This window comes from Erwinia sp. V71 (assembly GCF_965644245.1).
Taxonomy (GTDB): Bacteria; Pseudomonadota; Gammaproteobacteria; order Enterobacterales; family Enterobacteriaceae; genus Erwinia.
Genome location: NZ_CBFFRK010000057.1, coordinates 1 through 20,319, shown reverse-complemented (window position 1 = coordinate 20,319; position 20,319 = coordinate 1). Strand labels below are relative to the sequence as shown.

The 20,319-nt window shown below is 55.6% G+C and carries 16 protein-coding genes and 1 pseudogene; 10 read left to right on the top strand and 7 right to left on the bottom strand.

All coding sequences use genetic code 11. The features are described from left to right. Positions 1–2 precede the first annotated feature (2 nt). From ACSZO1_RS13105 to rlmF, 4 genes are all read left to right on the top strand, one after another. On the top strand, positions 3–746 hold the full coding sequence (locus tag ACSZO1_RS13105; RefSeq protein WP_437613210.1) for an ABC transporter permease: 744 nt from the start codon (positions 3–5) through the stop codon (positions 744–746). Beyond that, positions 736–1,512 (top strand): ABC transporter ATP-binding protein, encoded by a 777-nt coding sequence (locus ACSZO1_RS13100; RefSeq protein WP_437613208.1) that lies wholly within the window; start codon positions 736–738, stop codon positions 1,510–1,512. The genes ACSZO1_RS13105 and ACSZO1_RS13100 overlap by 11 nt, the downstream gene beginning before the upstream one ends. Positions 1,513–1,537: 25 nt before the next feature. Beyond that, complete coding sequence (locus ACSZO1_RS13095) at positions 1,538–3,052, top strand: HAL/PAL/TAL family ammonia-lyase (RefSeq protein WP_437613226.1); 1,515 nt, start codon at positions 1,538–1,540, stop codon at positions 3,050–3,052. Positions 3,053–3,153: 101 nt separating this feature from the next. Then, complete coding sequence (gene rlmF, locus ACSZO1_RS13090) at positions 3,154–4,083, top strand: 23S rRNA (adenine(1618)-N(6))-methyltransferase RlmF (RefSeq protein WP_437613206.1); 930 nt, start codon at positions 3,154–3,156, stop codon at positions 4,081–4,083. A gap of 3 nt (positions 4,084–4,086) precedes the next feature. Here rlmF and ybiO read toward each other — a convergent pair. From ybiO to rhtA, 6 genes and pseudogenes are all read right to left on the bottom strand, one after another. Continuing rightward, positions 4,087–6,306: pseudogene (ybiO, locus tag ACSZO1_RS13085) on the bottom strand (mechanosensitive channel protein). 286 nt (positions 6,307–6,592) lie between these two features. After that, positions 6,593–7,315 carry a glutamine ABC transporter ATP-binding protein GlnQ gene (gene glnQ / locus ACSZO1_RS13080; protein WP_437613204.1) on the bottom strand — a complete coding sequence of 241 codons (723 nt, stop codon included), beginning with the start codon at positions 7,313–7,315 and terminating at the stop codon, positions 6,593–6,595. Further along, positions 7,312–7,971, bottom strand: a complete 660-nt coding sequence (gene glnP, locus ACSZO1_RS13075; protein WP_437613202.1) for a glutamine ABC transporter permease GlnP — start codon at positions 7,969–7,971, stop codon at positions 7,312–7,314. The genes glnQ and glnP overlap by 4 nt, the downstream gene beginning before the upstream one ends. Positions 7,972–8,071: 100 nt before the next feature. Next, positions 8,072–8,818, bottom strand: a complete 747-nt coding sequence (gene glnH, locus ACSZO1_RS13070) for a glutamine ABC transporter substrate-binding protein GlnH (protein ID WP_437613200.1) — start codon at positions 8,816–8,818, stop codon at positions 8,072–8,074. A 336-nt stretch (positions 8,819–9,154) separates the two neighbouring features. Beyond that, positions 9,155–9,658: a DNA starvation/stationary phase protection protein Dps gene (gene dps, locus ACSZO1_RS13065; RefSeq protein WP_437613198.1), complete on the bottom strand. Its 504-nt coding sequence runs from the start codon at positions 9,656–9,658 to the stop codon at positions 9,155–9,157. A gap of 307 nt (positions 9,659–9,965) precedes the next feature. After that, complete coding sequence (rhtA, locus tag ACSZO1_RS13060) at positions 9,966–10,862, bottom strand: threonine/homoserine exporter RhtA (RefSeq protein ID WP_437613196.1); 897 nt, start codon at positions 10,860–10,862, stop codon at positions 9,966–9,968. 365 nt (positions 10,863–11,227) lie between these two features. Between rhtA and ompX the strand changes: the two genes are divergently transcribed. Continuing rightward, positions 11,228–11,737: an outer membrane protein OmpX gene (gene ompX / locus ACSZO1_RS13055; protein WP_437613194.1), complete on the top strand. Its 510-nt coding sequence runs from the start codon at positions 11,228–11,230 to the stop codon at positions 11,735–11,737. 115 nt (positions 11,738–11,852) lie between these two features. On the opposite strand, the gene ACSZO1_RS13050 is transcribed toward ompX, so the two are convergent. Continuing rightward, complete coding sequence (locus ACSZO1_RS13050; protein WP_437613192.1) at positions 11,853–13,433, bottom strand: phosphoethanolamine transferase; 1,581 nt, start codon at positions 13,431–13,433, stop codon at positions 11,853–11,855. A gap of 658 nt (positions 13,434–14,091) precedes the next feature. Between ACSZO1_RS13050 and mntR the strand changes: the two genes are divergently transcribed. The 5 genes from mntR to ACSZO1_RS13025 all read left to right on the top strand — a co-directional run bounded on the left by mntR (position 14,092) and on the right by ACSZO1_RS13025 (position 20,085). Then, positions 14,092–14,553 (top strand): manganese-binding transcriptional regulator MntR, encoded by a 462-nt coding sequence (gene mntR / locus ACSZO1_RS13045; protein ID WP_437613190.1) that lies wholly within the window; start codon positions 14,092–14,094, stop codon positions 14,551–14,553. 29 nt (positions 14,554–14,582) lie between these two features. After that, entirely contained in the window at positions 14,583–15,695 is a 1,113-nt protein-coding gene (locus tag ACSZO1_RS13040; RefSeq protein WP_437613188.1) for an SLC13 family permease, read from the top strand. A 154-nt stretch (positions 15,696–15,849) separates the two neighbouring features. Beyond that, positions 15,850–16,980 (top strand): HlyD family secretion protein, encoded by a 1,131-nt coding sequence (locus ACSZO1_RS13035; protein WP_437613186.1) that lies wholly within the window; start codon positions 15,850–15,852, stop codon positions 16,978–16,980. Then, positions 16,977–18,551, top strand: a complete 1,575-nt coding sequence (locus tag ACSZO1_RS13030) for a DHA2 family efflux MFS transporter permease subunit (RefSeq protein ID WP_437613184.1) — start codon at positions 16,977–16,979, stop codon at positions 18,549–18,551. Before ACSZO1_RS13035 ends, ACSZO1_RS13030 begins: the two co-directional genes overlap by 4 nt. 1 nt (position 18,552) lies before the next feature. Beyond that, positions 18,553–20,085: an efflux transporter outer membrane subunit gene (locus ACSZO1_RS13025; RefSeq protein WP_437613182.1), complete on the top strand. Its 1,533-nt coding sequence runs from the start codon at positions 18,553–18,555 to the stop codon at positions 20,083–20,085. Positions 20,086–20,319: the final 234 nt, after the last annotated feature.

Genomic DNA, 20,319 nt, shown 5'->3' with positions numbered 1-20,319 from the left:
TGATGATTGATTTCCCGTTTCTGACTGAAATCTTTCTTAAGCTGCTGACGGCGCTGCCGGTGACGCTGGGACTGTTTTTCGCCTCCTTTGCGCTGGGCGGCCTGCTGGCGCTGGTGATTCTGGCGCTGCGCATGAGCAAAAACCGCTTGCTGAGCAGTTTTGCCCGTGGCTATATTCTGGTGTTTCGCGGCTCACCGTTGCTGATCCAGCTGTTTCTGATTTATTACGGACTGGGGCAGTTTGAGCTGGTGCGGCAGAGTGTTGTCTGGCCGGTGCTGCGTGAACCTTTTGCCTGTGCCGTCGTCGCGCTGGCGCTGTGTACCGCTTCGTATACCGCCGAGATCCTGCGTGGCGGTTTGCTGGCGATCCCGGCCGGGCAGATTGAAGCCGGGCTGGCGTGTGGCATGTCGCGCTGGCTGCTGCTGCGCCGCGTTATCGCGCCCGTGATGTTGCGCTATGCGCTGCCAGCGTACTCGACAGAGGCGATTTTGCTGGTGAAATCCACCGCGCTGGCGAGCCTGGTGACGGTGTGGGATGTCACTGGCGTGGCGCAGCAAATTATTCAGCGCACCTACCGCACCATGGAAGTGTTTATCTGTGCCACGCTGATCTATCTGATTCTTAACTTTATTATCGTACAGGTGTTTGCCTGGGTTGAACGTCGTCTGTCGCCGCGTCCGCGTCCGTTAACGGACGCACCTGCACCTGCCGCGACGTTAGCTGCCGGAGAGAAACATGAGCCATAATCGTCCCGTAACCCTTGCTATGCGTGATATCCATAAGTCATTCGGCTCACTGGAGGTGCTGAAAGGTATCTCTCTGGAAGCATACAAAGGGGATGTGATCTCGATCCTCGGTGCCAGTGGCTCGGGGAAAAGTACCTTCCTGCGCTGCATTAACCTGCTGGAAACGCCGGATTCTGGTGTGGTGAGCGTCAGTGGTGAAACCATTGAGATGAAGCGCCACAGTCGCGGTCATCAGCTGGCTGCCAGCCATAAACAGGTGGAGCTGATCCGTTCGCGACTCGGCATGGTATTCCAGAGCTTTAATCTGTGGTCGCATATGACGGTGCTGCAAAATGTGATTGAAGGGCCGCACTATGTGATGAAGAAAAACCGTAAAGAGTGCATCGAACAGGCAGAGAAAATACTCGATCGTGTCGGCTTATTAAATCGCAAAGACTTTTATCCCTCACAACTGTCTGGTGGCCAGCAACAGCGGGTGGCGATTGCCCGCGCACTGGCGATGGAACCGGAAGTGATGCTGTTTGATGAACCGACCTCCGCGCTTGACCCGGAGCTGGTTGGCGAAGTGCTGAAAGTGATGCGCAGTCTGGCGGAAGAGGGGCGTACCATGCTGGTGGTCACCCATGAGATGGGCTTTGCGCGTAATGTCTCCAATCGGGTGGTGTTTATGCATCAGGGCATGATTGACTGTCAGGGCACGCCGGACGAGATGTTTGGTGCCGGTGGTTCGCCGCGTTTCCAGCAGTTTATTTCCCGTCATCACTGAGCCACGTGAGGATTATGTGAATAGCATACAGGTTAACTGGGGCGATGCGCCCCTGCGCTGGCAGGACGTGGTGACGGTAGCACGCGGTGGCGCGCAGCTGACCCTCACCGTCGCGGCATGGCAGCGTATTGAGAATGCGCGGCAGATTGTCGATAACATCGTTGCCGCCGGGCAGATTGCCTATGGCATCAATACCGGATTAGGCGCGCTGTGCAATATTACGCTCAGCGATGATGAGCTGAGTCAGCTGTCACGCAATACCCTGATGAGCCACGCCTGCGGCGTCGGGCCGCTGCTGAGTGATGAGCAGGCACGTGCCATTATCTGTGCGGCGATTGCCAACTACAGCCACGGCAAATCGGGCATTTCGGCGACGGTGGTGCGCGCATTGCTGGTGCTGCTGAACCATCAGATTACCCCGCACATTCCCTCACAAGGGTCAGTCGGTTATCTCACCCATATGGCCCATGTCGGGCTGGCGCTGACTGGCATTGGTAATGTCAGTTATCGCGGGCAGGTGGTCAGCGCGGCCGAGGCGCTGGCGGCGGAAGGACTCAGCATCTGTCCGCTGGGGGCGAAAGAGGGGCTGAGCCTCGTAAATGGCACCCCCTGTATGACCGGGCTCTCCTGCCTGGCGCTGGACGATGCCAGCCGCCTGCTGGACTGGGCGGATATCACCGGGGCGATGAGCTTCGAAGCATTGCGTGGTCAGATTGTCGCTTTTGACGCAGAAATTCTGGCGCTGAAAGCCAGTGCGGGGATTCAGCGTGTCGGGCAGCGTCTGCGCCAGCTGCTGAGTGGCAGCCAGATTATCGCCAGCAGCGAGGGGGGGCGGACTCAGGATGCGCTTAGTCTGCGCTCAATGCCACAAATCCACGGCGCGTGCCGCGATCAGTTTACCCATGCCGCGCAGCAGATTGTCACCGAACTGAATGCCGCCACGGATAATCCGCTGGTGCTGGGCACGCCGGATAACTGGCGGGTGGTGTCGCAGGCTAATCCGCATGGCGAGTCGGTGGCGATGGCGGCCGATGTGCTGGCGATGGCGCTGGCAGAAATCGGCAGCGTTGCCGAGCGGCGACTGGACCGGCTGATTAATCCGCTGGTCAGCGGATTACCGGCGTTTCTGGTGGCGCAGCCCGGCGTCAACTCCGGCATGATGATTGCGCAATATGTCGCGGCCGCCCTGTGTGGCGAAAACCGTCAGCTGGCGCAACCGGCAGTGCTGGATAATTTTGTCACCTCGGGATTGCAGGAAGATCACCTCAGCCTCGGCACCAGTTCGGCGCTGAAGCTGCTGAAGCTGGTGGAGAATCTGTACCAGATTCTGGCAATTGAATATCTGCTGGCGGCGCAGGCGCTCGATTTCCATGGTGCAGATCAAGCCGGGCAGGGCACACAGCAGGCCTGGCAACTGTTGCGCGCACAGGTGGCGAGCTGGCAGGAAGATCGCTGGCTGGCGCCGGAGATCGCGCAGTCAGCTGCGCTGCTGAAAGACCCGCGCTCACTGCAGGCGATTAACGTGCAAAGCGAGTCATAACGCTATCACCACCACGCGCAAGAGAAGAAAAAGCGTCGTGGTGGTTTACGCTGTATCTCTCAGCTTGTATCTTACGCGCCGAGCCACTACGAGAGATTCTGATGAAACAGCCTGCTGAGAAACCCCTTTTTCACCCACGCAACCGCCATCGCGGTCGTTACGACTTCGCTGCGCTGATCGTCTGCCATCCGGCGCTGGCACCCTTTGTGCAGGTGAACCAGTACGGCAATGAATCGGTGGATTTCGCCGATCCCGAAGCGGTGAAAGTGCTCAACCAGGCGCTGCTGCATTTCCACTATCAGATTGAACACTGGGCGATCCCCGACGGCTTCCTCTGCCCGCCGGTGCCTGGCCGTGCCGATTATATTCACCATCTTGCCGACCTGCTGGCGGAAGATCATCAGCGTGTGGTTCCGCGTGCCATCAACGTGCTGGATATCGGCTGTGGAGCGAACTGCATCTATCCACTGATTGGTTTCCGTGAATATGGCTGGCGTTTTACCGGCTCGGAAAGCAATGAGCAGGCGATCAAATCCGCCAATGCGATTATCGCTGCCAATGCCGGTCTGGCACAGGGCATCCGCCTGCGTCGTCAGAAGGATAATCACGCCATCTTCCGCGGTGTGATTCATAAAAATGAGCTGTACCATGCCAGCGTGTGTAATCCGCCATTCCACGCTTCTGCCGGTGATGCACAGCAGGGCACGCAGCGTAAACTGCGTAATCTGGGACTGGATAAAAACGCGCCGCTGAACTTTGGCGGCCAGCAGGATGAACTGTGGTGTGAAGGTGGCGAGAAAGCCTTTATCGGCCGCATGATTACCGAAAGCGTCGACTTCGCCCGCCAGTGCATCTGGTTTACCTCGCTGGTATCACGCAAGGAAAACCTGCCCGATCTGCGCCGTGCGCTCGAGCAGGCGGGTGCCGTGCAGGTGCGGATTGTCGATATGGCACAGGGACAGAAACAGAGCCGGTTTATCGCCTGGAGCTTTTTCGATAAAGCGGCCCGAACCCGCCTGCTGAGCAGGTAAGCCTTATTCCGGGGCGGACAGCGCCCCTGCGCCTGCGGCGCCATTCACGTCGGTGCCGGTCTGTAACACCTGCACCGTCTGGCGTGGCGCTTTAATACCTGCGGCGTCGAAGTGTTTTTTCACCATATCATCCAGCGCAAAACGTACCGTCCACTGCTTCAGCGGCTGGGTGGTAAACGACACGCGCACGGTAAAGGCCTGGTTGGTCAGGCCGACCAGCCCGGCAAACGACGGTTCGCCAATCACCAGTGCACGGATTTCTTCTTTTTCCATCAACGCTTTTACCGCACTCTGCAGGGTGGCGTTCACTCTCTCGCTGTCTTCATTGCGATCCACATCGTAGTTGGCGACAAACGAGCCAATTCCGCGCACAAAGTTGGCGAAGGTGGTAATCGAGGACCACGGAATAATATGGTACGCACCGGTATCCTGACGCACGCCGACGGAGCGAATCGACATGCGTTCCACCGTACCGGTAATCGCGCCGATGGTGACCAGATCGCCGGTGTTCATACCGTTTTCGAACTGAATAAACACCCCGGTGATAATATCTTTTACCAGTGTTTACGAGCCGAATGAGATCGCCAGCCCTAACGCGCCCGCACCCGCCAGCAGCGGGGCGATATTCACCCCGACTTCCGACAGCACAATCATAATGGTGATGGTACTGATCACCACCGCCAGCGCGTTGCGAAACAGCGTCAGCAGTGTGCGGGTGCGTGCGCTCGGTAGCGGGCGGCCATAGGAATCGGAGGCCAGACGGCTCTCAATCAGACTTGCCAGCAGCGTCCAGCCCACCGCTGAGAACAGCAGGATCACCAGCACGCGGATAATAATATCCACCATTTTCTCACCGGCCCCGACGGTCAGCCAGTGCCACAGGTCGAACAGATTCCAGGCATTCAGCAGCATCAGGATCACGGCAAATACGGTCAGGATACGGGCGATTTTCAGCAACATCGACACCCAGCCATTGACGCGCTTTTGCAGCTCGGGATAGTGGCGATGCAAATCAGGCGACAGGGTAATGGTTTTGGCAATCCAGCGGCTGAGAATGCCGGAGACCAGCGCTCCGAGGCCAATAATCGCCAGGCTGCGTACGGAAGCTGACATCATAAACTGCAGGCTGTTGCCCGGATTAAACAGCGACAGGAAGAACAGCACCACAAAGTAAGCGCTTGCCAGCCAGTGCCACACCAGCGCAAAGGCGCGAATAAACAGCGCGAAAAACGACATACTGCGCTCTGCCAGCGCCACCAGTTCATGCTGAATATTGCGCCGGTTATGGAAAATCAGATACAGCGCCCAGGCGGTAATCAGTCCCATAATCACCACATTAACCAGTGCACCGGTCTGCAGATTCACCTGGTTACTGACAATCGGCACGATCACCAGCAGGCCGTAGCCAATCACGCCGCTTAGCCAGCTCAGACGGGTATTCCAGTAGCGCGCGCGGTTATCGGCAATGCGGAACGGCCGCAGTTCCGGCACTTTCGGGCAGAAGATTAAGCGCAACACCGCCTTAAAGAATTCGACCAGGGCAAAGGCATTAAGAAACAGTCCCTGCTGGCGGGCGATGGTGCGGTTATTGTCATTCAGGTAGTCACTCATAAACTGGCCGGCAAACAGCGCCAGCAACGCCAGGTCAATTACAAAGGCGGCGATAATCATCGCAGGCAGATGCAGCCAGCTGGATCGTTCACTGTTTTTATCACGTCCCCAGCGCCCCATGCGCCGATACAGTGGCATTGCCAGCCAGCGGATCAGCCACCAGAAGGCAAACAGCGCGGCTGCCAGCATCAGAAAGTGGCTGACGGCATTGAAGAAGGTTTGCTGGTTGAAGGTTTTGTGGGGGGCGGAGAGGATACTGTTATGCAGCTCGGCAAACTGTGAGGCGAAGGCAGTGCCGTAGTGACGGCTGACATCGGTTAATCCCTGCAGTACGGTTTTATCTTCCGCTTCTTCTGTCGGCGGGGTAAGCACTGGCTCACTGCTTTCCGGCGGCGTGGTAGCGGCATTACGCAACTGCTCAATCAGTTCACCGCGCGACTGTTCGTTTTGCAGGATATTCGCCAGCGCGGCATAGGCAGCACGTTTCTCTTCGACGCTCGGCTGCTCCGCACTGGCCTCCGCAGGCTGCGATGACTGGCTTTGTTGTGCCGCAACGCTGGCGGCTGGCAGAGAGACCGCCTGCGCCTGCAAACTGACGCCAGCCAGCAGCATCAGCAGTAAAAAACCGTGGCAGACAAATCGTCGGGAGTGAGCCAGCATTGTATCCTCCTGTTGCGGCACGAAAAACAGCGTCGACAACCAAGTATAGCGGGGCTGGTGGCGTGGGGGAGGAATGTGAGGTTTTTGGGATTAGGCTGAAACTGAGTAGTGAGTAATGAGTAATGAGTAATGAGTAATGAGTAATGAGTAATGAGTAATGAGTAATGAGTGGGTGCAGGGTGCGAAAGTGTGCACAGTGCAGCCCCTTCCCCCGCAAGCGGGGGAAGGGGCTTAAGCATCAGGACACGTGCTGCAGGAACTCACGCAGACGCGCACTTGGTGGGTTGGTGATCAGGGTATCCGGGTCACCATCCTCCGCGATGCGGCCTTTGTCGATAAAGATCAGACGTGACGCCACTTTCTGCGCAAAGCCGACTTCATGGGTCACAATCACCATGGTCATGCCTTCTTCCGCCAGATCCTGCATTACTTTCAGCACTTCGTGGCGCAGTTCCGGATCGAGCGCAGAGGTTGGCTCATCAAACAGCATCATCTTCGGTTTCACTGCCAGCGCACGGGCAATCGCCACACGCTGCTGCTGACCACCGGAAAGCTCAGACGGGAAGTGGTGCGCACGCTCAGCGAGGCCCACTTTCGCCAGCAGTTCTTTCGCCAGCTTCTGTGCATCTTCCTTCTTCGCGCCACGCACGCGAATCGGACCGAACGCGACGTTGTCCAGTGCGCTCATCTGCGGGAACAGATGGAACTGCTGGAACACCATGCCCGCTTCCTGACGAATCAGGCGCTCATCGACTTTCGGGTCGTTTACTTTCAGGCCGTCAACAATCAGTTCGCCGCTGGTGATCTCTTCCAGTTTGTTGATGCAGCGCAGCAGGGTGGATTTACCGGAGCCGCTTGGGCCGATAATCACCACCACTTCGCCCTGGTTGATTTTCAGGTCGATGTCATGCAGCACCTTGGTCTGACCAAAGTGCTTGGATACGTTTTTAAACTCAATCACAGGATTTTCATCCTTTTTTCAATGCGACGCAGAACGAAACTCAGCACCAGCGTAATAATCAGATAGATAACCGCAACCGCACTCCAGATCTCCAGCGCACGGAAGTTACCCGCAATAATTTCCTGTCCCTGGCGCGTCAGTTCCGCCACGCCAATCACGATAAACAGGGAGGTATCTTTGATACTGACAATCCACTGGTTACCCAGCGGTGGCAGCATGCGGCGCAGTGCCAGTGGCATAATCACGTAACGCAGGGTTTCACGGCGCGACAGACCCAGCGCCAGACCCGCTTCACGGAAGCCTTTGTTGATGGACAGTACGGCACCACGGGTAATTTCGGCGATATACGCGCCGGAGTTAATCATGATGGTGACCACGGCGGCGCTGAACGGATCAATACGCAGGTCGGTAAAGGCCATTGGCAGGGCGAAGTAGATAAACATCACCTGCACCACGATTGGCGTACCGCGAATCAGTTCAATAAACACCAGCGCGATGTTGCTGGCAATCCAGCCGCCATAAGCGCGGGCAAAACCGGCCACCAGGCCGATAATCAGGCCGCCAACCAGACCGAGGACCGAAATCCACAGCGTCATTTTGGCGCCTTCCAGCAGGATGGGCAGAGCTGGCCAGATGGCGCTCCAGTCGAACTGCATGATACTTACTCCTGAACGAAAAACATTTTTGTTGAAATGGAAAAATGCAGGGACGTAATGCCGCCCCTGCAAATCAAACCACGTGGGTTAGTTTAAATTATTATTTAGGCTCGGTACCGAACCATTTTTTGTAGATAGTGTTGTAAGTGCCGTTTTCACGCAGGGTTTTCAGCGCGCCGTTCACTTTTTCACGCAGGTCGTCGCTGCCTTTCGGGAAAGCAACACCGTACTGCTGAGCTTCGATGGACTCACCAACCGCTTTGAAACGGCCTTTGCCGGCAGTGTTGATGAAGTAGAGGATGTTTGGCGTATCGTGCAGCACCGCATCGGCACGGTTAGTGCCTAACTCCATGTAGGCGTTATCGATGTTCGGGAACTGACGCAGATCTTTGGTTTTGATGTTTGCTTTCGCATAGTCAACAGAACCGGTGCCACTTTTCACGGCAACAACTTTGCCGTTCAGGTCGCTGATCCCTTTCACATCTTTCTCGTTTTCACGCACCATCACCAGCAGGCCGCTTTTGTAGTAGCCTTCGGAGAAGTCGATCGCCTTTTTACGCTCGTCGGTAATGGTGATGCCCGCCAGCGCCAGGTCGACGTTTTTGGTTTGCAGTGCCGGAATGATGCCGCTGAAGTCCATTGGCTTCAGCTCATAGCTTAGCTTCAGTTCCTTAGCGATTGCGTCCCACAGATCGATATCGAAACCAACGTATTTATCACCCTGTTTGAATTCAAACGGAACGAATGCGGTATCGGTAGCGACGATCAGTTTTTTGTCTGCAGCAGTGGAAGAAACAGCGAATGCCAGCGTCAGCGCGGCAAGAGAAACCTTCAAAATTGACTTCATCATCTTGTCCTTATCCTGAGTCGGGGCAGGCCCCGTTGTTGTGTTGCCCGCTGCCATATGAAAAAACTATGCCAACTTTTCATATCGTTAAAAAACAGCGGGTTAATCCGTCCAATGGAAACTTAATCTTTAGCTTTGCGTGCTTAGCACCAAAATGAGGCACCAAAATGGCGCATTAAGATCATTGTGGTGCAGCGGCACGGCATCCACTAAAGCATTAAATCGGGGGAGCGAGGAACAGGATAGTTGAGAATATGTTAACGCGATCAATTTTCTGCTGAAATCACTGAAAATGAGGACTGAATGCGGCGGCTGATGCCGCCGCAGGAAGGCGTGCTACTCGATATTAGACTCGATAAACCACAGGAACTTATCCAGATCGCGCGATGCTGCAGTGAAGATATCGGCGCTGTCTTCGTCCGGAACGTCACCGATGGCTTTACGCAGGTCGTTTGCCACGACGGCATAACGGTCCGCCAGCGCTTTCAGGTGATCCTGCACGCTGTGGATGTCCAGCGGATAGCTTTTCAGCGGCGTCTTGTTATTGACCACCTGCGTGGTGCCCAGTGCCACGCCACCCAGCTGAACCACACGTTCTGCCACGGTGTCCTGGTGTTCATTAATGGCGGTGCGGAAGCCGTCCAGCATTTCATGTACAGCGATAAAGTTAGCGCCGCGCATGTTCCAGTGCGCCTGCTTGGTGATCAGTGACAGATCAACTAACTCAGTGACCAGACGGTTGAGCACCTCGATAGTGGCTTTTTTGTCTTTGTCTGACATGTCATTACGGGTGTAAATCAGATCGGACGCTTTTGCTTTAACCAGTTTTGCGGTACTCATCATTAATATCCTCTTAATGTGGTTGCCTGAATAAGATGGAAATAAGTATAGCACTGGTTTTAAATCCTGCAGTAACGTTGCTGCCTATTAGTCGGATAGCAATAACCTGTTGCCCGCGCTGAATTTAAATATCATCGATAGTGCTATTGAGAATATTTATCATTCTCTTTCAGGTAATAACAGGTTTGATTTAAGCGCATTTTTTAATGATGTAACGCAACGGTGAAATATATTCGTCATTCAGGTTTAAATATTATGGAAAATATTCAGCCCGTGGCGGGCTGAATATCAGGATGCGAGAAAAATGTTATTCGCGAATATCGCTTACCGCATCGAGCTGCGTTTTCTTCGGTCGCAGAGTCAGTGTGGCACCAATCGATGCACCAATGATTGCCAGCAGCGCCAGCCACTGCACCAGCGTCAGCACTTCGCCGAGGAACAGCATGCCGGACATTGCCGCCATTGCCGGTTCCAGGCTCATCATGGTGCCAAAGGTGCGTGCAGGCAAACGGGTCAGCGCAATCATCTCCAGCGAATAGGGCAGAGCACTGGACAAAATGGCGATCGCGATAGCTGCCGGGATCAGTGACAGCTGCCAGATGCCGCTGTCGGCAAAAGTCAGGCCAACCGGCACAAAGACGATTGCGGCGATCACCGAACCCATTGCTACCGTGGCCGGGCCGTGCTCTGACCCGGCTTTCTGTCCGGCGATAATATACAGCGCCCAGCATGCACCAGCGCCGACCGCCAGTGCTGCGCCGAGCGGGTCGACACTGGAAATATCATGCCCCAGCGGCAACAGGAACCACAGCCCGAGTACCGCCAGCGCGACCCAGACAAAATCCAGCAAACGACGTGAACCGAGCAATGCAAGCGTCAGCGGACCGGTAAACTCCAGTGCCACGGCGATACCCAGTGGCACGGTGCGCAGTGCCAGGTAGAACATATAGTTCATGCCACCCAGTGCCAGACCATACATCAGCAGTGGCAGCCGCTGTTCGCGGCGAAAACGCAGCCGCCACGGCTTAAAAATCACGCACAGAATCAGCGTGCCCAGGCCAAGACGCAGTGCTGTAATGCCAGGCGCGCCAACCACCGGGAACAGCGTTTTCGCCAGCGACGCGCTGCCCTGAATCGAGATCATGGCAATGAGAAGAACCAGAAGCGGCAGCCAGACGGGTGACTGCTTTTGCGGGGATGACATCCTGTTTACCTGCCTTAAATTCCATCGGTTTGACCAAATCAGCCGACAGTGTAATGGAGGACGCAGGAAAAAAACCTGAGCGGAGGGAAAAAATGTTAGCAAGAAGCGTCAAAACAGGTCGATTCAGGTAAATAAATGTCAGGCTGGTTTAAGAATTATCTCAATGAGCGATTTTTTATCGCGGGGTATAGTCATCAGATTATCACAATAAACATAAGTAAAAAGAATGACATACAAAACTTCATTAACGTTCTGTTACACCAAACATTGTGTTAGACAACAATTTGCGGGCAGAGTTTCTTGCTGTTTTTTGTTATATTTTCCAGCGTTGTCAGGAGATAAGTAGTTTCACATTTGAGGTGGTTATGAAAAAAATTGCATGTCTTTCAGCACTGGCTTGCGTACTGGCTGTATCCGCTGGTTCTGCAATGGCGCAGAGCACTGTTACCGCAGGTTACGCGCAGAGCGACGCTCAGGGCGTTGTAAACAAAGCTAACGGCTTCAACCTGAAATATCGCTACGAAAACGGCAGCGATCCACTGGGTTGGATCGGTTCTTTCACCTATACCGAAAAGAACCAGACCGTTGACGGTTTCTATAACAAAGGCCAGTACTACGGCATCACCGGTGGTCCTACATACCGTTTCAACGACTGGGCAAGCATCTACGGCGTTGTCGGTGTGAGCTACGGTAAAGTGAACGTGAATGGCGCAGATCGTGAACGTTACGACGGCAGCGACTACGGCTTCACCTACGGTGCTGGTCTGCAGTTCAACCCAATCCAGAACGTTGCTCTGGACGTGGGTTACGAGCAGAGCCGTATCCGCAGTGTTGACATCGGCACCTGGGTTGCTGGTGTGGGTTACAGCTTCTAATTTAGCTGACCCTGCGCGACACACGCGAAGAAAAAATCCGCCCCTGTGGCGGATTTTTTTTGCCTGCAATCCCGGACGGGGTCTGCCTTATCGGGATACCTGGGGCGACCACCTCTTAGCGCGCAAATGCATCCTGCTTCAGCTGCGCATATTCCACCCGCTGTAATTTAAAGCTGGTGACATACACTGGCGAGCCTTTGTCATTCGAAATAAACCGGTAGCGCGGTTTAATCTGTTCACTGCTGATACCTGTCCATTGCGCAAACAGCTGCAGAAAATCATTGGCCGAGCGTGCCGCTTTAATTATCTGATGTTTACTGTCGCCGCTGGACGTAATAAACATCGGCACCTGGAAATTCTGCTGATATTTATCATCGTGCGTCAGAAACTCATTCTTCGTGCCTTTTTCTTTAAATGCCATGCCGTGATCGGAAAAATAGATCAGCGAATAGTTTAACCCGCTGTTATGCAACTGCTGCTGCAGTTGCTGCAGGAAACTGTCTGTCTGGGTGATGCTGTATAAATAGCATGAGGTTTCCGTCGAGTGGACGAAATCACGGTACTGACCCTGAGTGCGATCACAGGTTTTTGGGTGGGAACCCATAATGTGGTACACCAGCAGGCGCGGAGCATCCAGCGGCTGCTTAAAGGCTTCCGGCGCCAGTTTCAGCATATCGTCGTCGCGGGTGGCTTTGTCGGCCTCAAAATCGCCCTGTTTCATAAACCAGACGTGATCGGCACGGCGCGCAATGCTGGCGATAGGCGTGTCATATTTGCCGATTTGCCCCTGATTGGAGAACCACCAGGTTTCAAAACCGGCGCGGTTCGCCAGGCTGATAATATTATCCTGATACAGTGGCTTGCCATCGACCACCCGATTGAGTGTCAGCCCCAGTGACTTCTGTGTTGAGGAGGCTGCCGAGGTGTAATTGACAAAGAACTGCCCCTTCGCCGAACTGGCAAACGGTGTGTTATCCCATTTGCCGCCAAACGCGCCCAGCGCATCACGGCGCGCGCTTTCGCCAATCACGATCACATACAGCTGGCGCGTCGGCTTCACTGCGCTGATCGTCCAGCCATCCTGCAACGAAACCAGCTGATTCATCCGGGCGATCTCATCATCTACCGATAATTTACTGACCACGGTATCTTTAACAAAACGCACCAGCGGAAAACCGGCATCGGTCAGGCTAAATGGATAGCCCGCTAGTTTATTCAGCGTCGGCTGTGTCAGCGAAGCCACGGCCACAAAGGCAAGGCTGGCGATTTCCAGCTGTGACCAGGCATGCGCCGCCTGCGGTTTACGGCGCAGCGCCAGTATACCGAGCAGGAAAATCCCCACCGCAATGGCGTAATCCAGCGGCGGGAAGATCTGCAGAATTTCGCTGGCCTCAGCCACATCGGTCGAATGCAGCGCCAGCAGGGTATTAAAGTTAGGCGGGCCATAGGCCTGACCAAACGGATAATAAGCAGCAGCCAGCAGCGTACAGAACAGGATCACGATTTTCTGTGTCCGCGGCAGGCGATTCGCCAGCAGAATCAGCAGGGCGGTAAAGGCAAAGGTATACAGCAGGCTGAGTGTGTAGCCGAGCGCCAGATTCAGCAGTAATGACAGCAATAAATAGAGTCCAGCCCACGGACTTAACAGCTGGCGAAAACTGCCGACGGCGGCGGTTTTAATTAAAGTCAGATTCATTTTTTCTTTTTTATATGACGCAATAACTGCATCTTCAGCATAAGCAGGAAGACGTATGGCCTGAAGCACTCGTTTTGAATGGGAGGGGGGACGGAGCGGAACCGTTTTTGCCAGCACTCTCACGAAAAGGCATGGCAAGATAATCCTCGTTTTTGGTAAAGGCAACCAGCAGGATGTGATCTTTCTGTGAGGCGGGATACAAATTTAGTGCAGAAACAATCAGGAAGCCTGATCTTCAGGCTTCCGTGGTGCAGTCAGCATCTCTAACAGCATCAGCCGCAGTGTGAAGGGCGACCGGCACAACAGCCGCAAAATCAAAGGTGCTTTCATTCTGGTAACCTCCTGTGATGCAAAACCTGGCATCACTTTATTGCTCACGTACATACCGTTTCCTCGTGTTTAGCGGCGATTCAGTAACAGGCAAAGCCCGCCGACGAACAGCAGGAACATCATTAACAGCAGGAAGGGTTCATTCATAATGGCGGCCTCCTCAGCGCGATGATGGCATGATCGCTTTATGAACAGTTATAGCATGGGCTATACCCTATAGCCAGTGCTATTTACCATATTCTTTGTTCTTGCTGGAGCTTCGTTTACAATGTGCCAGCACAGACCTGCAAGGCAGTCAAAAACGCAGGCTAATAAGAAGAGGAAGTTTATGAGTCGTCGCGCCAAACCCGCAGTTGCCAGCCTGAATGGCCCGCTGAAAGATATCGAGGAGCATGTCGAAGGATTTCGTCAGGTTCGCGAGGCCCATCGTCGCGAGCTGATTGATGACTATGTCGAACTGATCTCCGACCTGATCCGTGAATTTGGTGAAGCGCGGCAGGTGGATATGGCCGCACGGCTTGGTGTGTCCCAGCCGACGGTGGCCAAAATGTTGAAACGCCTTGCCACGACTGGTCTGGTGGAGCAGGTGCCGTATCGCGGTGTCTTTCTTACTGCCGAAGGTGAGAAGCTGGCTCAGGAGAGCCGCGAGCGTCATCATATCGTCGAGACATTCCTGCTGGCGCTGGGCATCAGCCCGGATACCGCGCGCCGCGATGCCGAAGGCATTGAGCACCATGTCAGTGACGAAACCCTGGCGATTTTCCAGCAGTTTTACCAGAACCGGGGTTAATTCCCGCCACGCCTGAGCAGTGAGCCAGCATGTCAACATTGTTGAAACCGTTTTTGCATGACCGTTTTCTGCATCTGTTACTGATCCTTGCGGCGTTGTTATGGTGTTTTGCGCCGTTTCAGCTGCGTGAACTGCCCGCGGCGGTGGACTGGAATACCATTATCACCTTGTGTGGCCTGCTGATGCTGACCAAAGGCATTGAAGCCAGCGGCTATTTCGAGGTGCTCGGGCGTCGCCTGATCCACCGTTTTCAGCATGAGCGCACGCTGGCGCTGTTTATGGTGGCGGGCGCTGCACTGCTGTCGACGTTCCTGACCAATGATGTGGCGCTGTTTATCCTCGTGCCGCTCACCCTGACACTGCGTAAATTCTCCAGCCTGCCGGTGTCACGCCTGATTATCTTTGAAGCGCTGGCGGTGAACGCCGGTTCGCTGCTGACACCGATTGGCAACCCGCAAAATATTCTGCTGTGGAATCATGGTCAGCTCAGTTTTTCTGCCTTTATCCTGACCATGCTGCCGCTGGCGGCATGGTTGTTGATCAGCCTGCTGGTGCTGACCTGGTTCAGCTTCAGCCGCCGCCAGATCCAGCGTCACGCGCAGGACGAGGTCAATGGCTGGCAGAAGCCGCTGCTGTTCACGGTGGTGGCGATGTATGTGCTGTTTATTGTTGCGCTGGAGCTGCAACTGGCGGGCTGGGGATTACTGCTGGTGGGGCTGATCTTCCTGCTGATGGCACGCCGGGTACTGCTGACCATCGACTGGAGCCTGCTGGCGGTATTTATCGTGATGTTTATCGATGTGTTTCTGCTGACCCGCCTGCCGCTGTTGCAGCAGCCACTGCATCAGGTCTCACAGCTGGGCGAGAGCGGTGTGTATCTGCTGGCCATCTGGCTGTCGCAGATTATCAGTAACGTACCGGCCACCATTCTGCTGCTGGGCACGCTGCCTGCCAGTACGCTGCTGGCCTGGGCGGTCAATATTGGTGGCTTTGGCCTGCTGCCGGGGTCGCTGGCGAACCTGATTGCCCTGCGCATGGCGAAGGATCGCGCGATCTGGTGGCGCTTCCATCTGTTCTCGGTGCCGATGTTACTGTGGGCGGCATTCAGCGGCTGGGCGCTGTATAGCCTGTTGTTCGGCTGATAAATTCTGCGCCCGGCCAGGGCAAACTGATAACCCAATCTCATCCTAATCCGGAATTGTCAATTACCCCTGGCATTTGTCTTTATTCTTCCTATTGTTAATAGCAGTCTGCACTTAACGGGCCGGGTCTGGCCCGGCACATACTGTGAGAATTATGACAACTTCAGAGCATAAGCCGTCCTCTGCCGACGCGCATCAGCAAGGCAACGCCTCATCTTCTTCTGCCGACAACGATGAGACACCACATCAGCGCCCGGGCAAAAAGCCGCTGGTGGTGCTGGCGATCGTAGTGCTGGTGATGCTGATAGTCGCGCTGTGGTACTGGCTGGCGAATCGCCATATCGAAACGACGGATGACGCCTACACCGAAGGTGATGCAGTCACTATTGCGCCGAAAACGTCGGGTTACGTGGTGCAACTGCTGGTGAAAGATAACCAGCGGGTGAAAAAGGGTGACCTGCTGGTGCTGATTGACCCGCGGGATAGTGGCGCACAACGCGATCAGGCACAGGCGCAGCTTGGTCTGGCGATTGCCCAGTTACATCAGGCGCAGGCGCAGCTGGAGCTGTCGCGCGTGCAGTATCCGGCGCAGCGCGATCAGGCACTCGCGGAGCAGGCGAAAGCGGAAGCAAACTTCCTGAATGCGCAGGCGGATTATCGCCGTTTACGTGGAGTCGATCCGCGTGCGACCTCGCAGCGCAATATCGACAGCGCCAGCGCTCAGCTGCGTGCCGCGCAGGCACAGTTACAGAGCGCCAAAGCCCTGGTGGCGGTGGCGTCGCAGGTGCAGCTGCAGATTCGTCAGCAGGAAACCAATGTCGAAGCACGTGAGCAGCAGGTCGGGCAGGCAAGGGCGCAACTGGCGACCGCCGAGCTGAACCTGTCATACAGTGAAGTGCGTGCGCCTTACGATGGTTTTGTGACCCGTCGTAATGTGCAGCCCGGTTCGCTGGTGCAGGCGGGCACGGCGCTGTTTTCACTGGTGTCGCCGCAGGTGTGGATCACTGCCAACTTTAAAGAGTCGCAGCTGGAGCGGATGCGTCCGGGTAATAAGGTGGAGATCACTGTCGATGCCTGGCCGGAGATGAAGCTGGAAGGACATATCGACAGCATTCAGATGGGCTCCGGCTCGCGCTTCTCCGCCTTCCCGTCAGAAAACGCCACCGGTAACTTTGTCAAAATCGTCCAGCGCGTACCGGTTAAAATCGTGATCGACAAAGGGCTGGATGCGGATAAACCGCTGCCGCTCGGTCTGTCGGTTGAACCGAAGGTCACCGTGGAATGAGCCACCACGAGAGCGAAAGCTGGAAACCGGCCAGTAATCCCTGGCTGGTGGCGATGATCGTCACGCTGGCGGTCTTTATGGAGATCCTCGATACCACTATCGTCAACGTGGCGCTGCCGCATATCGCTGGCTCGCTCTCTTCCAGCTACAGCGAATCGACCTGGGTGCTGACCTCTTATCTGGTGGCGAATGGCATCGTATTGCCGATCTCGGCGTTTCTCAGCCGGGTGTTTGGCCGTAAACAGTATTTCCTGATCTGCATTGTGATGTTTACCGTCTGCTCGTTTCTCTGTGGCATCGCCACTGAGCTGTGGCAAATTATTTTGTTTCGCGTATTGCAGGGCTTTTTTGGCGGCGGTCTGCAGCCAGTACAGCAGTCGGTGTTGCTGGACTATTTCAAAGCGGAAGATCGCGGTAAAGCGTTTGGTCTGGCGTCCATCTCCATTATTGTTGCGCCGATTGTCGGGCCAACGCTCGGTGGCTGGATCACCGATAACTACAGCTGGCGCTGGGTATTTTTCATTAATATCCCGGTAGGCATTCTGACAGTGCTGGCGATTTATCAGCTGCTGGAAGATCCGCCGTGGGAGCGTAAGTGGGCGAAGGGCAAACTGCGTATCGACTATATCGGTATCTGTTTTATCACCCTCGGACTGGGCTGTCTGCAGGTGATGCTCGACCGTGGCGAAGATGACGACTGGTTCTCTTCTGACTTTATTCGTCTGTTTGCCGTGCTGACGGCGATTGGCCTGGTGGGAGCCGTCTACTGGCTGCTGTATGCGCGTAAACCGGTGGTGAATCTGCGCTGTCTGAAAGATCGTAACTTTGCCATCGCCTGCCTGTTAATGGCCGGTATGGCGATGATTCTGTATGGCAGCTCCGTGGTGCTGCCGCAGCTGGCGCAGCAGGATTTGGGGTATACCGCCACCTGGTCGGGGCTGGTGCTGTCGCCGGGGGCGGTGCTGGTGGTGCTGACCATTCCGCTGGTGTTGCAGCTGATGCCGCGGGTACAGACACGCTGGATTATTGCCTTTGGCTTTACCTGCCTGTGCGTCTCCATGTTTTATTCCGCCACCCTGACGCCGGATGTTGATTTCGCCACCCTGACGCTGATGCGCAGCGCCCAGTCACTGGGGCTGGGCTTCCTGTTTGTGCCATTGACCACTATCGCCTTTATCTCGATTCCACAACGGCTGAACGCCGACGCTGCCGCACTGTTTACCATGTTCCGCAATGTGGCGGGGTCGATAGGCATTTCGCTGTCGACCGCAGCCATTACCGACCGCGCGCAGGCGCGCAGTGCCGGGATGGTGCACAATATGACGCCCCTCCATGAGCCGTTTAACCTGACGCTGGATCGCTGGGCGCAGGCCATCCGCGATTTCACCCATGCGGTGGGCGATCCGCTGACGACGGCCAGCGGCCTGCTGTATAAAGAGATGCTGGCGCAGGCGCGTTTTCTGGCCTATATCGATGTTTTTATTGGTCTTGGTGTCGTGGCGCTATGCATGATTCCATTTTGTTTACTGCTTTCGCCGATCAAAAGCCAGGGCAGCCCGGGAGCACACTGATATGACTTTTCTCCTGAAGCACAGCGGCCTGCTGGTGGTGCTGGCGCTGACCGCCTGTACTGTTGGCCCTGACTACCAGGCACCGAAAAATGACAGCGCGGTCCGTTATCGTGCGATGCAGACGGCGGAGACATCCTCGCCGCAGGCGACCGCGACCCAGCCGCAGTGGTGGAAATCCTTTCAGGACCCGCAACTGGACAGCCTGATTACGCGTGCCATTGCAGGCAATCTGTCGCTGCAACAGGCGGTATTGCGTATCGCCGGTGCGCGTGAGCAACTGAGCCAGGCGCGTGGCGGCTGGTTTCCTTCCCTGAATGGCAAAGTGGGCGTTACGCGCCAGCAACTGGGAATTAAAGGCGAGCTGGAGTCCAATGGCGTCTATGACAGCGTCAATGAGATTGACCCGCAGCTGCGTTCTGCGCTGGATGGTTTAACGAAACCTGTCACGCTGTACCAGGGCAGTTTCGATGCCGCCTGGGAGCTGGATCTGTGGGGCAAGGTGCGCCGTCAGGTGGAGATGGCTGATGCGCAACAGCAGCAGTCGCTGGAGCAACGCAATGATGCGCTGGTCTCCCTGCAGGCGGAAGTGGCGCGGGTATATCTGCAACTGCGCGGGGCACAGGCGGTCAGCCAGACGCTGCAGACGCAGATTGATGTGGCGCAGCAGACGCTGGAGCTGACACAGAGCCAGCAGCGCAATGGCCTTGCGCCACAGCTGGATGTGGAAAACGCTCGCGCGCAACTCAGTTTGCTGCGTGCTCAGCTGCCGCGCTACCAGGCGCAGACACAGCAGGCGATGAACGGGCTGGCGGTATTAACCGGCCAGCCGCCGGGCGCGCTGGATGCGGAGCTTAATGCCAGTAAACCGCTGCCGCCGTTACCGGCACTGGTGCCGGTGGGTGTACCGTCGCAGCTGGCGCGCCGCCGCCCGGATATTCGTCAGGCGGAAGCCAGCCTGCATGCCGCGACGGCTAACATCGGCGTTTCGGTGGCACAGCTGTTCCCGAGTTTTTCGCTGACCGGGCAGATTGGCGTGCGCAACACGCATGTCAGCTATCTTGATGACTGGAGCAGCCATTTCTATAGCTTCGGCCCGTCGCTGTCGATACCGATTTTCCAGGGCGGACGACTGGTGTCCAGCGTCAAACTGGCGCGGGCGGAGCAGGCCAGCGCCGCACTGGCTTATCGTCAGACAGTGCTGAGTGCCTTGCAGGATGTGGAGAATGCGCTGGTGAGCTACCGCACCGATCAGCAGCAGGCGACACAACTGAATGAGACCGTGGACGCACTGGAAACGGCCTTCCGGCTGGCGAACGACAGCTATCGGCAAGGCATTTCAACCTTTATTGATGTACTCGATGCCCAGCGCCAGCTGGCACAGGCGCAGCAACAGGCAGAGCAGGCGCAGGTGCAGAGCCGTCTGGATCTGGTCGCGTTGTATAAAACGCTGGGCGGTGGCTGGGAGCCGTATCAGCAGGTCAGCCTGCCTGACTATCCCGTGTTCGGTCCTGCGGAAACCATTACATCCCGTTAACTTTTCCCCGCTATTTTCGTCTTCTCTCGTGCAGGGGAGAGGACGATTTCGGCTTTTTTTGCTCTCGGGTGCAGTGAAAACGCGCAATGGCATTGCTCCCGGTTGCAATGGGAAATGAAATAAAAATTTCTAAGTTTTATTTTGCGGAATGAAAAGGGAGCGCGAATTCAGATAATAAGTGCAACGCTCGGACATGATTGTGGAGAGTGTAGGAGGAAGGGTTAACTACCGATA